The sequence below is a fragment of the Achromobacter sp. LC458 genome (assembly GCF_001005835.2).
GTDB classification, from domain to species: domain Bacteria; phylum Pseudomonadota; class Gammaproteobacteria; order Burkholderiales; family Burkholderiaceae_B; genus Achromobacter; species Achromobacter spanius_B.
This window is the reverse complement of record NZ_LBHW02000003.1, coordinates 135,130-146,721: the sequence shown is the minus strand read 5'-3', so window position 1 is coordinate 146,721 and position 11,592 is coordinate 135,130. Positions and strand designations below refer to the sequence as shown.

Genomic DNA, 11,592 nt, shown 5'->3' with positions numbered 1-11,592 from the left:
AAGCACCACGCAGGAGGTAAATGGAGATGAAGCGTCTTAACCTGAAGTTGGCGGCAGCCCTGGTGGCCGCAGCCGGCGCCATCGGCGCCGTGGCCACGCCGGCAATGGCGGCCGAAGAGCAGTTCGTTCCGTTGCTGGTGTATCGCACCGGGTCGTTCGCGCCGCTTGGCATTCCCTGGGCCGATGGCAAGCTGGACTACCTGAAGCTGGTCAACGAACGTGATGGCGGCGTCAACGGCGTCAAGATCACGTACGAAGAATGTGAAACCGCCTATGCCACCGACCGCGGCGTGGAATGCTATGAACGCCTGAAGGGCAAGGGCACCGGCGCGTCGGGCTTTGACACCCAGTCCACCGGCATCACGTTTGCCGTCAGCGACAAGGCCATGGTCGACAAGGTGCCGGTTGAAACGATGGGCTACGGCCTGTCGCAGTCGGTGGACGGCAGCGTGTTCGAGTGGAACTTCCCGCTGCTGGGCACCTACTGGACCGCCGCCGACGTGATGATCCAGGACATCGCCAAGAAAGAAGGCGGCATGGACAAGCTCAAGGGCAAGAAGATTGCCCTGGTCTATCACGACTCGCCCTACGGCAAGGAACCGATCCCGCTGCTGCAAAAGCGCGCGGCCAAGGAAGGCTTCGAGCTGGTGCTGTACCCCGTGACTGCCCCCGGCGTGGAGCAGAAATCCACCTGGTTGCAGATCCGCCAGGCCCGCCCGAACTACGTGCTGCTGTGGAGCGCGGGCATCATGACGCCCACCGCCATCCGCGAAGCGCAGGCCAGCGGCTATCCGCGCGACAAGATGTACGCCATCTGGTGGGCCGGCTCTGAAGGCGACGTCAAAGACCTGGGCGATGTGGCCAAGGGCTACAACGCCATCACCGTGCACAACAGCGGCGCCGAGCACGACAAGGTCTACGACGACCTGAAAAAGTTCGTCTACGACAAGGGCCAGGGCGCGGACAAGACCGGCAAGACCACGCTGGGCACCATCGCCCACACGCGCGGCATGATGATTTCGATGCTGCAAGTGGAAGCGATCCGCACGGCGCAGGAAAAGTACGGCAAGGGCAAGGCGTTGACGCCCGAGCAGGTGCGCTGGGGTTTTGAAAACCTGAACCTGACGCAGGACAAGCTGGACAAGCTGGGCTTCGGCCAGATCATGCGCCCCGTCAAGACCTCGTGCAGCAACCACAAGGGTGACGACTGGGCCCGCATCGTGCAGTGGGACGGCGCCAAGTTCAAGGTGGTGTCCGACTGGTACCAGGCCGACAAGACCATTCTGGACCCGATGGTCAAGGACGCCGCGGCCAAGTACGCCAAGGAAAAGAACATCACGCCCCGCACTTGCGAGAACTGATGTGAACCGGCGGCCGGCGTCCTTGTGGATGCCGGCCGCCACCACGCCGCAGGAATCGTCATGACCGCTGCATCTTCCATTGCATCTACTGCTGCACCTTCCGCTGCAACCCCGGTTGCCGCCCCCGCTGCCGCGCCCTCCGTGCTGCTGGACGTCAACGGCATCGAGGTGATCTACAACCACGTGATCCTGGTGCTCAAGGGCGTGTCCCTGCAAGTGCCGGAAGGCAAGATCGTGGCCTTGCTGGGCGCCAACGGCGCGGGCAAGACCACGACGCTGCGCGCGATTTCGAACCTGCTCAAGGGCGAACGCGGCGACGTCACCAAGGGCCATATCCAATACCGGGGCCAGCGTATCGAACGCCTGTCGCCGGCCGAGCTGGTCAAGCGCGGCGTCGTGCAGGTGATGGAAGGCCGCCACTGCTTCGCGCACCTGACCATCGAGGAAAACCTGCTGACGGGCGCCTACACCCGCAGCATGAGCCGTGCCGATACCGCCGCCGCGCTGGAACGCGTCTACCAGTATTTCCCGCGCTTGAAGCAACGCCGCGCCAGCCAGTCGGGCTACACGTCGGGCGGCGAACAGCAGATGACCGCCATTGGCCGCGCGCTGATGGCCAACCCCAACATGATCCTGCTGGACGAGCCCTCGATGGGGCTGGCGCCGCAAATCGTGGAAGAGATCTTTGAAATCGTGCGCGATCTGAACCAGCGTGAACGCGTGAGCTTCCTGCTGGCGGAACAGAACACCAACATCGCGCTGCGTTATGCCGACTACGGCTACATCCTGGAGAACGGGCGCGTAATGATGGACGGGGCCGCGCTGGATCTGGCCCAGAACGAGGACGTGAAGGAGTTCTACCTGGGCATCTCCAGCGGAGAACGCAAGAGCTTTCGCGACAACAAGTTCTATCGCCGCCGCAAACGCTGGCTGGCCTGAAGAGAGGGTGCGATCCCATGTCCGAGTTTTTCGATGTATTGGAAACCCGTGCGCCCGAGCAACGCGAGCGCGAGCTGATGGCCGCCTTGCCCGACGCGATTTCGCGAGCCATTGCGCGCGCGCCGGCAATCGCCGAGCAGCTGCGCGGCGTTGACCCGGCCACCATCACGTCGCGCGCGGCGCTTGCCCGGCTGCCGGTGCTGCGCAAGCACGAACTGCTGGAACGCCAGCAGCACAGCCGCGACGACGACGCCACGCCCGCCAGCCCCGGCAAGGCGTTCGGCGGCTTCTCGGCCATTGGCTGGGGCGAGGCGATGCGCGTGTTTGCGTCGCCCGGCCCTATCTACGAACCGGAAAGCGCGCGCGCCGACTACTGGCGTTTTGCCCGGGCGCTGTACGCAGCGGGCTTTCGCGCCGGCGAACTGGCCTACAACTGTTTTTCCTATCACTTCACGCCGGCCGGCTCCATGATGGAAACGGCGGCGCACGCCGTGGGCTGCACCGTGTTTCCGGGCGGCACCGGCCAGACCGAACAACAGGTGCGCGCCATTCAGGACCTGGCGCCCAGCGGCTACACGGGCACGCCCAGCTTTCTGAAAATCATCTTGGAAAAGTCGGACGAGCTGGGGGTGAAGCTGGGCTCGCTGCGGCGTGCGCTGGTGTCAGGCGAAGCGTTTCCGCCGTCGCTGCGAGATTGGCTGGCGGCGCGCGGCATTGACGGTTATCAGGCGTACGGCAGCGCCGACCTGGGCATGATTGCGTTTGAAACGCCCGCGCGCCAGGGGCTGGTGCTGGGCGAAGACATCATCGTGGAAATCGTGCGCCCGGGCACCGGCGAACCGGTGCCGGACGGCGAAGTGGGCGAAGTCGTCGTCACCACCTTGAACCCGGACTATCCGCTGGTGCGCTTCGGCACCGGCGACCTGTCGGCGGTCATGCCGGGCATTTCGCCTTGCGGGCGCACCAACACGCGCATCAAGGGCTGGATGGGCCGGGCCGATCAGACGACCAAGGTGCGCGGCATGTTCGTACACCCTTCACAAGTGGCGGACGTGGCGCGTCGCCATCCCGAGATCCTGCGCGCGCGGCTGGTCATCAGCGGCAGCACGGGGTCGGACCGGATGGTGTTGAAAGTGGAATCGCGCGTGCGCGGCGAAGACCTGTCCAAGCGCATCGCGGAATCCGTGCGCGATGTGACCAAGCTACGTGCCGACGTGGAATGGGCGGATGCCGACAGCCTGCCCAACGACGGCAAGGTCATCGACGACGTGCGTACGTACGAGTGACACGGGGCCGTGCCGGCCTAGCGCTGTCGGATCTTTTCGATCACCGAGAAGATCGCCATGCCCGCGATCATCGCGGCCACGAAGATCAGCGCGTCCGGCACGCCCGCGGCGGCGGCCACCAACGCGGGGCCGGGACAAAAACCCGCCAGGCCCCAGCCCGCGCCAAAAGCCAGGCTGCCTAGCGCCAGCCGCGCGTCCACCCGCGTGGCCGTCGGCCAACGCAGCGGCTCGCCCGACAAGCTGGCGCTTTTCCGGCGCAGCAGCGCGAACCCCGCCGCCGTCACCAACACCGCGCCGCCCATCACGAACGCCAGCGACGGATCCCAGTCACCGGCAATATCCAGAAAGCCCAGCACCTTGGCCGGGTTGGCCATGCCGGACACGATCAAGCCCAATCCAAAGACCAGCCCCGACGCGAAAGCGATCAGCGCGACCATGTCAGCCCCCCACCCCATGCCGCACGACATAGACGACCGCAAACCCGGCCGCCATGAACAACGCGGTGGCCACCAGCGACCGCACAGACCCGCGCGACAGGCCGCACACGCCGTGGCCGCTGGTGCATCCCGACGCGTAGCGCGTGCCGATGCCCACCAGCAGGCCCGCCACGATCAAGCGCGTTGTCCCGGCTTGGACCACAATTTCCGGCAAGGCGCCGCCCAGCCGGTACAACCACGGCGCCGCGCACAGGCCGAGCAGGAACGCCAGCCGCCAGCTTCGGTCGCGTTGCGGCCCTAGCAAGCCGCCCACGATGCCGCTGATGCCGGCGATTCGGCCGGCACCCGCCATCAACAGGATGGCAGCGGCGCCGATCAGCAGGCCGCCCAGCGTGGCCGGCACGGGAGTAAAGACAGACCAGTCCGGGTTCATGTGAGTGACTCCATCGCGCGGCCGCAGTACAAACTGGATAGCGTTTTCATGACTTGGCTGACCTCGGGGCTGGCCATCTGGTAGTAGACGTACTTGCCATCGCGGCGCGTCGCCACCAGGCCTTCGTCGCGCAGCACGCCCAGCTGCTGCGACAGCGTCGGCTGGCGGATGCCCGTCAGCGATTCCAGTTCGCCCACGTTGCGTTCACCTTGCACCAGCTGGCACAGCAACAGTAGCCGGTCTTCATTGGCCAATGCCTTGAGCAGCGTGCAGGCCTTGGCGGCAGAGGCGCGCAAGGCGGCGAGTTCGCAGTCGGTCAAAGGGGAGTTCATGGGCTAGGGGGTGACAAAGGAGGCAGGCAGTCATTATATTTATGTATAAACTATCGAACAATATTATTTGAAAATATAGATTGTTCTACGTTGTCTATGCGTTGTCTCCACGGCCGGCCATGAATCCACACATCCAAGCGTTCTTCGACTCCGTCACCGCCACCGTCACGTACGTCGTGCACGATGGCAGCGCCTGCGCCATCATCGATTCGGTGCTGGACTACGACCCAAAATCGGGACGCACCAGCACGGCCGGCGCGGACCGCGTCGTGGAGTACGTGCGCCAGCAAGGCTTGCAAACGCAATGGCTGCTGGAAACCCACGCACACGCCGACCACCTGTCCGCCGCCCCCTATTTGCAGCGGCAGCTGGGCGGCGTGATCGCCATCGGGCAAAGCATCCGTACCGTGCAAGGCGTCTTCAAGCAGGTGTTCAACCTGGAACCCGAATTCCAGCTGGACGGCTCGCAATTCGGCCGCCTGTTCGCCGATGGCGAGACCTTTTCGATCGGCAAACTGACGGCCACCGCCATCCACGTGCCGGGCCACACGCCGGCCGACATGGCCTATTTGATCGGCGACGCGGCGTTCGTGGGCGATACGATGTTCATGCCGGACGTGGGCACGGCACGTTGCGATTTCCCGGGTGGCGACGCGCACGAGCTGTACCGGTCCATCCAGCGCCTGCTGGCATTGCCCGGGGGCACGCGCCTGTTCATGTGCCATGACTACCCGCCCGCCGGCCGCGACGCCCACTGGCAAACGTCGGTGGCCGAACAACGGGCGTCCAACATCCACGTGCGCGACGGCATCAGCGAGGATGAATTCGTCGCCATGCGCACCCGGCGCGACGCCACGCTGGGCATGCCGACGCTGATCCTGCCCGCCATCCAGGTCAACATCCGCGCGGGGCACTTCCCGCCGCCCGAAGACAACGGCGTGCGCTACCTGAAGATTCCGGTCAACGGGCTGTAGGTGGCGACTTCAATCGCGCCTGCCGTACTTGCGCGGCACGGGCGAATCCCGCAAGATCGGCGGACTTACCGATAGCCGACCAGACGGAACCCCATGTTCGCAGAAGCCGAAGCCGACCCCAGCCTGTCCAAGGACGAGTTCAAACCGCTGGAAGCCCGCTTGCGCGTCGCCCTGCTCAACGCCCAGTACCGGCGCCTGGAACAGGCCGAAAAAACCTTGCTGGTGGTGGTGGCCGGCATTGACGGCGCGGGCAAGGGCGCCACCATCAACCAGTTGAACGAATGGATGGACCCGCGCCACATCAAGACGCTGGCGTATGGCCCCCCTGAAGGCGAAGAGCTGGATCGCCCGCCGTTCTGGCGGTATTGGAAAGACCTGCCGCCCAAGGGCAAGACAGGCATCGTGTTCGGCTCTTGGTACGCGCCCCTGATCATCGAGGCCGCCAGCAAGAAGCCCAACCAGGAATACATCGCGGCGCACTCGGCCGCCATCCTGCGCTTTGAAGCCATGCTGGCCGCCGAGGGCGTGCAAATCGTCAAGCTGTGGTTCCACCTGTCGGCCAAGGCGCAGACGGACCGCGCCCAGCGCTTGCTGGCCAGCCCCGAGACCTCCTGGCAGGTCAGCCCGGTGGACTTGAAAGTCGCCAAGCGGTTCGACCGCATTCGCCATGGCGCGCAGATCGTGCTGAACCATACCGACAGCGGGCACGCGCCGTGGATCGTCATTCCCAGCGCCGACGAAAACATGCGCGCGGCGCGCACAGCCGAGGCCGTGCTGGCCGCGATGCGCCAACGCGGCGTGCCGCGCATACCGGCATCGTTTCACGCGCATGCGCGCCCGACCCGCGTTGTCGACCGCCTGGGCGAACTGGACTACGACGCCAAGATCGACAAAGACGATTACGAGTCCGAACTGGGCTTGTTGCAGGGCCGGCTGGCACGCGCGGCGCGTTCCCGGAAATTCCTGGATCGTTCGCTGATCCTGGTCTTTGAAGGCCAGGATGCCGCCGGCAAGGGCGGCGCCATCCGACGCGTCACGCACGCACTGGACGCCCGTCAGTTCGACATCACACCGGTTGCCGCGCCATCCAGCTACGAGATGTCGCGCCCGTACCTGTGGCGCTTCTGGCGGCACCTGCCCCGGCACGGCCGCGTGGCCATCTTTGACCGCTCCTGGTACGGCCGCGTGCTGGTCGAGCGCGTGGAAAAACTGACCGCCCCCGCGCAATGGCGGCGTGCCTACGGCGAAATCAATGACTTCGAAGAGCAACTGGTGGCCAGCGGCGCGCTGGTGCTGAAGTTCTGGTTGGCGGTGACGGAAGACGTGCAGCTGGAACGCTTCAAGGAACGCGAGAAATCGCCCTTCAAGAATTTCAAGATTACGCCGGACGACTGGCGCAACCGGGAAAAATGGAAAGACTACGCGGCGGCCGCCAACGAAATGCTGGCCCGCACGGACGTGGCCCATGCGCCGTGGCATCTGGTGTCGGCCAACGACAAGCGTTACGCTCGCGTGCAGGTGCTGCGACACATCGTCCAGGCCCTGGAAGAGCAACTCTGAATTCAATCTGTGTAGGAGGCCCCGCGCCATGAGTACCGCTGAAATCCGCCCCATCGGCGCCGCCGACTTCGACATCTGGCTGCCTCTGTGGAAGGGCTATCAGGCGTTTTACCGCGTCAGTATCGATGACGCCGTGACGCGCAACACCTGGGCGCGCCTGCTGGACCCCGCCGAACCGATGCACGCCGCGCTGGCGTTCGACGGCGGCCGCGCCATCGGCATGGTGCACTGGATCTTCCATCGCTCCACCTGGACGGCGGGCGACTACTGCTACCTGCAAGACCTGTACGTGGACGCGGACGTGCGCGGCACCGGCGCGGGCCGCAAGCTGATCGAACACGTCTACGCCGAAGCCACCGCCGCCAACGCCGCCCGGGTGTACTGGCTGACGCACGAAACCAACGCCCCCGCCATGCAGCTGTACGACCGCATCGCGGACCGCTCGGGCTTCATTCAGTACCGCAAGGTGCTGACATGAGCGCGCGCGACCCGAACTGCCCCTTGTGCCAGGAAGATGGCGGCACGGTGCTGTGGCGCGGGCCGCATCTGCGCGTGATCGAGGTTGACGATGCCGACTACCCCGGCTTCACCCGGGTGGTCTGGAACGGCCATCTGGCCGAGATGACCAGCCTGTCCACGCACGGGCGCGACCTGTTGATGCGCGCCGTGTACGCCGTGGAAGAAGCACAGCAGGCCGTGCTGGCGCCTGACAAGATCAACCTGGCGTCGCTGGGCAACATGGTGCCCCACCTGCATTGGCACGTGATCCCCCGGTGGCGCGGCGACCGCCATTTTCCGGACCCGATCTGGGCCGCGCCGCGCATTGCCGCCGGCGCGGAACCGGCGCAATGGGCGGACCGCCAGGCGCGCACGCAGGCGCTGCTGCCGCGCTATCGGAACCGCGTCGTCGAAGCCATGAATGCGCTGTTGATGCATTGATGCGGCGTTGATGGATTGATGCGCCGTTGATGGATTGATGCGCCGTTGATGGATTGATGCGCCGTTGATGGATTGATGCGCCGTTGATGCACGCGGCACCGGGCTACCCCGCTCGGGCGCCGCGCCCCCGTTCCGCCAGCCAGGACCCATACACGGTTTCCACCTGCTGGGCGGCGCGATCGGCGCAGAACAAACCTTGGTCCCGGATCCGCGTCTGGCCCGCCCGGCCCATGCGGCGGCGCAAGGCGGGGTCGGCCAATAACGTGGCCAACGCCGCGGCCAACGCGGCCGGGTCACGAGGCGGCACCAGCAGGCCGGTCACGCCTGCCTGCATGGTTTCAGGTACGCCCCCCACGTTCGTACCGATCACCGGCACGCCCATGGCGGCGGCCTCGATGAAGACGGTGCCCAGCGCTTCGCGGTGCGTGGCCAACGCGAAAACGTCCAAAGCCATCAACACGTTGCCGATATCGTGGCGCCTGCCCGTGAAATGCACGCGCGCGTCCAACCCCATCGCCGCCACCTTGTCTTGCAACTGCGGCATCAGCGGCATGCCGTCGCCAACCAGCACCAGATGCGCGTCGGGAAAGCGGGAAGCAATACGCCCGAAGGCGTCGATCAGGTCGGCATGGCCTTTTTCAACGCGCATCACCGCCACGCACCCAACCACCAACGCGTCGGCTGGCAGGCCAAGCTCGCGCCGTACGCAGGCATGTTGCGCGGCTTGCGGCAGCACGATGGGCGAATGGATGGTGGCAACCGAGCCGGGCCGCGCGCCGCCATCCAGCAACTGCTGCTGCACATACCGGCTGACGGCAATGACGCGATGCGCCAGCCAGGTGTAGGCATAGAGCGAACCGATGGGCTTGGCCAGATGCCGCGTGCGCACGATCAGCGGCGCGCCGGCAAGCCTGGCGCCCCACGCGGCCAATACGGTGTCGCGGCGGCTGTGCGTGTTGACCACGTCAAAGCGCCCGCCCCGCAGCAGCCGGCGCACAAAGAACACGCCGCGCAGAAAATTGCCCGGGCCGTCCATGACGATGCGGTGCACCGTGAACCCGGCCTCGCTTGCCCGGTCGCCCAGTTCCGCACCGGGCTGGCACAGCAGTTCCAGGTGATGGCCCCGGTCGCGCATCGCAACCATTTCCTTGTAAACGCAGAATTCCTGCCCGCCAAATGAGGTGGCGGCTTCGGTATGCAAGATGCGCAGTCGGCCACCGGCATCCGCGGCCGGGGTAGCAACGGGTGCGGAAGTCATTGAGGCAGGCGGGCGTCGTGGGTATCGGCGTTCGTATCGCCGTTCGACCCGGCGTTCGACCCGGCCTTGGACTCGGCGCGGTGCCAGGCTTGACCTAGAACCAGCAGATAGGCTTCCAGGTACGCCACGTCTTCCGGAGCCAGCGCCAGGACGCCGGGCTCGCGGCATTCATGCGGGCATTCAGAGGCAGCCAGACGGGAGCCCGCCCACACCTGGATGCTGCCGTGGCAAGACATGTCAAAGCGGGCGCCCTCACCGTGCCACGCCAACAGGCGCATGCTGGGGGCCAGGTGCATTACCTGATATCGACCATGGGCATCTGACGACGGGGGTGCGCTGACGGCGCTGCCGATATCGACCAACCGGGGAGCCGCGCCGGGGCGGGCGGGCTGGTAGGTCAGCACGGAAAGCTGATGGAGAGGCTGCGGGGGCTGGGGGGGCTGAAATGGCATAAGACGCATAGGGCACAGGCAAGGATTAAGCCCGGCGATGCTAGCCAGGAACGCACGCGAAATACCCCAGAAAATTCTTACTTTCCGGGTGCCCCTCTTGCAGGGCCGATATATAGGACGAATCCGACCGAATGCCTGCCCAGGCACTTTTCAAGAATTACTGAGAATGCGTGGAATTTGGCCGACGTTGAACTACAGTTGCCTCACTTTGCCGGTGCAGCATCGACTTCACCGCACGGCATCGCCTCGCCTGTTCAGGTAAAATTCAGCAATTATTTCGACCCACCCTCACTCAAGGACGCTCTTTGACTCAGCCGGCCACGCCCCATCGCCCCGCCTCTTTTCTCCAGGCATTCCTGCGCTCGGAAGCGCTGGGTGGCTATGTGCTGATGGCCGCCGCGCTGGTCGCCTTGATCATCGCCAACAGCCCCGCCGCACCGGTCTACTTCGACGTGCTGGGCACCAAGCTGGGCTTCACGGCGGGGCCCGTCGTGCTCAAGGAAACGGTGCTGCACTGGATCAACGACGGGCTGATGGCCGTGTTCTTCCTGCTGGTCGGCCTGGAAATCAAGCGCGAGGTCCTGGACGGCCAGTTGCGCGGGGTATCCCGCATCGTGCTGCCGGGCGTGGCGGCGGTGGGCGGCATGGTGATGCCGGCCCTGATCTACGTGGCGCTTAACCTGGGCACGCCTGAGACCTTGCGCGGCTGGGCCATTCCCGCCGCCACCGACATCGCCTTCGCGCTGGGCATCCTGGCGCTGCTGGGCAGCCGCGTGCCGACGTCGCTGAAGATCTTCCTGACTGCGCTGGCCATCCTTGACGACCTGGGCGCCATTGTCATCATCGCGCTGTTCTATACGTCCCAATTGCAGGTGTTTGCGCTGGCCATGGCGGGCGCGCTGCTGGTCTGCCTGTTCCTGCTGAACCGCGCCGGCGTGCTGCGCCTGACGCCCTATCTGCTGCTGGGCGCCCTGCTGTGGTACTTCGTGCTGAAGTCCGGCGTGCACGCCACGCTGGCCGGTGTCGCCCTGGCGCTGACCATCCCGCTGCGTCCGCGCAACCAGGGCAAGCCCGAAGCCCATTCGCCCCTGCACGACCTGGAACATGCGCTGCATAAGCCCGTCGCGCTGCTGATCGTTCCGATCTTCGGCTTTGCCAATGCGGGCGTGTCCTTCGCGGGCATGGGTCTGGCCAGCCTGGCACAACCCGTGCCGCTGGGGGTGGCGCTGGGCCTGTTCCTGGGTAAACAGCTGGGCGTGTTCGGCTTTGCCTGGCTGGCGATCAAGACCGGCATGGCCAGCCTGCCGCGCCATGCCACGTTCAAGCAGCTGTACGGCGTGGCAATGTTGTGCGGCATTGGCTTCACCATGAGCTTGTTCATCGGCGCGCTGGCTTTCACCGACGCGGCCACGGTCGACGCCACCAAGATTGGAGTGCTGACCGGATCGCTGGCTTCCGCCGTGGTCGGTTTCCTGCTGCTGCGCTCGGGCGGCGCCCCGGCTACCGAGGGCGCTCCCGCCCCGGTGCGCCAGGGATGAGTCCGCGGGCGCCGGGCGTTCAGCCGGCGCTCAAGCTGAAGGACTACCATCGGATCAATTCCTTGCGGATCACCAGCGCGGCA

Annotated in this window: 13 protein-coding genes; 8 read left to right on the top strand and 5 right to left on the bottom strand. The window is 65.6% G+C overall.

All coding sequences use genetic code 11. The features are described 5' to 3' along the window. Positions 1 to 20: 20 nt before the first annotated feature. From YH64_RS04110 to YH64_RS04100, 3 genes are read left to right on the top strand one after another with little or no spacing between them, the layout of a single operon-like run. A complete protein-coding gene (locus YH64_RS04110; protein WP_082134340.1) occupies positions 21 to 1,361 on the top strand; it encodes an ABC transporter substrate-binding protein in 1,341 nt (446 codons plus the stop codon). A gap of 60 nt (positions 1,362 to 1,421) precedes the next feature. Then, positions 1,422 to 2,300, top strand: coding sequence for an ABC transporter ATP-binding protein (locus YH64_RS04105; RefSeq protein WP_046803040.1), 879 nt, complete (start codon positions 1,422 to 1,424; stop codon positions 2,298 to 2,300). A gap of 17 nt (positions 2,301 to 2,317) precedes the next feature. Beyond that, the gene (locus YH64_RS04100; protein ID WP_046803039.1) at positions 2,318 to 3,586 is read left to right on the top strand and encodes a phenylacetate--CoA ligase family protein; all 1,269 of its coding nucleotides are present in this window, start codon (positions 2,318 to 2,320) and stop codon (positions 3,584 to 3,586) included. 17 nt (positions 3,587 to 3,603) lie between these two features. Here YH64_RS04100 and YH64_RS04095 read toward each other — a convergent pair whose 3' ends face one another. Genes YH64_RS04095 through YH64_RS04085 form a run of 3 tightly spaced genes read right to left on the bottom strand, consistent with a single transcriptional unit; the run spans position 3,604 to position 4,788 of the window. Further along, positions 3,604 to 4,023 carry a YeeE/YedE family protein gene (locus tag YH64_RS04095; protein ID WP_046803038.1) on the bottom strand — a complete coding sequence of 140 codons (420 nt, stop codon included), beginning with the start codon at positions 4,021 to 4,023 and terminating at the stop codon, positions 3,604 to 3,606. A gap of 1 nt (position 4,024) precedes the next feature. Then, positions 4,025 to 4,456, bottom strand: coding sequence for a YeeE/YedE family protein (locus tag YH64_RS04090; protein ID WP_046803037.1), 432 nt, complete (start codon positions 4,454 to 4,456; stop codon positions 4,025 to 4,027). Beyond that, entirely contained in the window at positions 4,453 to 4,788 is a 336-nt protein-coding gene (locus YH64_RS04085; protein ID WP_046803036.1) for a helix-turn-helix transcriptional regulator, read from the bottom strand. The genes YH64_RS04090 and YH64_RS04085 overlap by 4 nt, the downstream gene beginning before the upstream one ends. A gap of 119 nt (positions 4,789 to 4,907) precedes the next feature. Between YH64_RS04085 and YH64_RS04080 the strand changes: the two genes are divergently transcribed. The 4 genes from YH64_RS04080 (at position 4,908) to YH64_RS04065 (ending at position 8,261) form a co-directional block, all read left to right on the top strand. Beyond that, positions 4,908 to 5,762, top strand: coding sequence for an MBL fold metallo-hydrolase (locus YH64_RS04080; RefSeq protein WP_046803142.1), 855 nt, complete (start codon positions 4,908 to 4,910; stop codon positions 5,760 to 5,762). Positions 5,763 to 5,855: 93 nt separating this feature from the next. After that, positions 5,856 to 7,322, top strand: a complete 1,467-nt coding sequence (gene pap / locus YH64_RS04075; RefSeq protein WP_046803035.1) for a polyphosphate:AMP phosphotransferase — start codon at positions 5,856 to 5,858, stop codon at positions 7,320 to 7,322. Between the two features lie 28 nt (positions 7,323 to 7,350). Further along, complete coding sequence (locus YH64_RS04070) at positions 7,351 to 7,800, top strand: GNAT family N-acetyltransferase (protein ID WP_046803034.1); 450 nt, start codon at positions 7,351 to 7,353, stop codon at positions 7,798 to 7,800. Then, positions 7,797 to 8,261 carry an HIT family protein gene (locus YH64_RS04065; RefSeq protein ID WP_046803033.1) on the top strand — a complete coding sequence of 155 codons (465 nt, stop codon included), beginning with the start codon at positions 7,797 to 7,799 and terminating at the stop codon, positions 8,259 to 8,261. The genes YH64_RS04070 and YH64_RS04065 overlap by 4 nt, the downstream gene beginning before the upstream one ends. Positions 8,262 to 8,364: 103 nt before the next feature. On the opposite strand, the gene YH64_RS04060 is transcribed toward YH64_RS04065, so the two are convergent. Then, positions 8,365 to 9,519, bottom strand: coding sequence for a glycosyltransferase (locus YH64_RS04060; RefSeq protein WP_046803032.1), 1,155 nt, complete (start codon positions 9,517 to 9,519; stop codon positions 8,365 to 8,367). Then, positions 9,516 to 9,923 carry a hydrogenase gene (locus YH64_RS04055; RefSeq protein WP_185975330.1) on the bottom strand — a complete coding sequence of 136 codons (408 nt, stop codon included), beginning with the start codon at positions 9,921 to 9,923 and terminating at the stop codon, positions 9,516 to 9,518. The genes YH64_RS04060 and YH64_RS04055 overlap by 4 nt, the downstream gene beginning before the upstream one ends. A gap of 353 nt (positions 9,924 to 10,276) precedes the next feature. Here YH64_RS04055 and nhaA point away from each other — a divergent pair, with 353 nt between their 5' ends. Continuing rightward, positions 10,277 to 11,509 (top strand): Na+/H+ antiporter NhaA, encoded by a 1,233-nt coding sequence (gene nhaA, locus YH64_RS04050; protein WP_046803030.1) that lies wholly within the window; start codon positions 10,277 to 10,279, stop codon positions 11,507 to 11,509. Positions 11,510 to 11,592 lie beyond the last annotated feature (83 nt).

What these genes read in the sequence shown, in the direction of transcription:
- pap (WP_046803035.1), top strand. Translation starts at nt 5,856, where the DNA reads ATGTTCGCAGAAGCCGAAGCCGACCCCAGCCTGTCCAAGGACGAGTTC.
- YH64_RS04060 (WP_046803032.1), bottom strand. Translation starts at nt 9,519, where the DNA reads ATGACTTCCGCACCCGTTGCTACCCCGGCCGCGGATGCCGGTGGCCGA.
- YH64_RS04070 (WP_046803034.1), top strand. Translation starts at nt 7,351, where the DNA reads ATGAGTACCGCTGAAATCCGCCCCATCGGCGCCGCCGACTTCGACATC.
- YH64_RS04090 (WP_046803037.1), bottom strand. Translation starts at nt 4,456, where the DNA reads ATGAACCCGGACTGGTCTGTCTTTACTCCCGTGCCGGCCACGCTGGGC.
- YH64_RS04110 (WP_082134340.1), top strand. Translation starts at nt 21, where the DNA reads ATGGAGATGAAGCGTCTTAACCTGAAGTTGGCGGCAGCCCTGGTGGCC.
- YH64_RS04100 (WP_046803039.1), top strand. Translation starts at nt 2,318, where the DNA reads ATGTCCGAGTTTTTCGATGTATTGGAAACCCGTGCGCCCGAGCAACGC.
- YH64_RS04085 (WP_046803036.1), bottom strand. Translation starts at nt 4,788, where the DNA reads ATGAACTCCCCTTTGACCGACTGCGAACTCGCCGCCTTGCGCGCCTCT.
- YH64_RS04105 (WP_046803040.1), top strand. Translation starts at nt 1,422, where the DNA reads ATGACCGCTGCATCTTCCATTGCATCTACTGCTGCACCTTCCGCTGCA.
- YH64_RS04095 (WP_046803038.1), bottom strand. Translation starts at nt 4,023, where the DNA reads ATGGTCGCGCTGATCGCTTTCGCGTCGGGGCTGGTCTTTGGATTGGGC.
- YH64_RS04065 (WP_046803033.1), top strand. Translation starts at nt 7,797, where the DNA reads ATGAGCGCGCGCGACCCGAACTGCCCCTTGTGCCAGGAAGATGGCGGC.
- YH64_RS04080 (WP_046803142.1), top strand. Translation starts at nt 4,908, where the DNA reads ATGAATCCACACATCCAAGCGTTCTTCGACTCCGTCACCGCCACCGTC.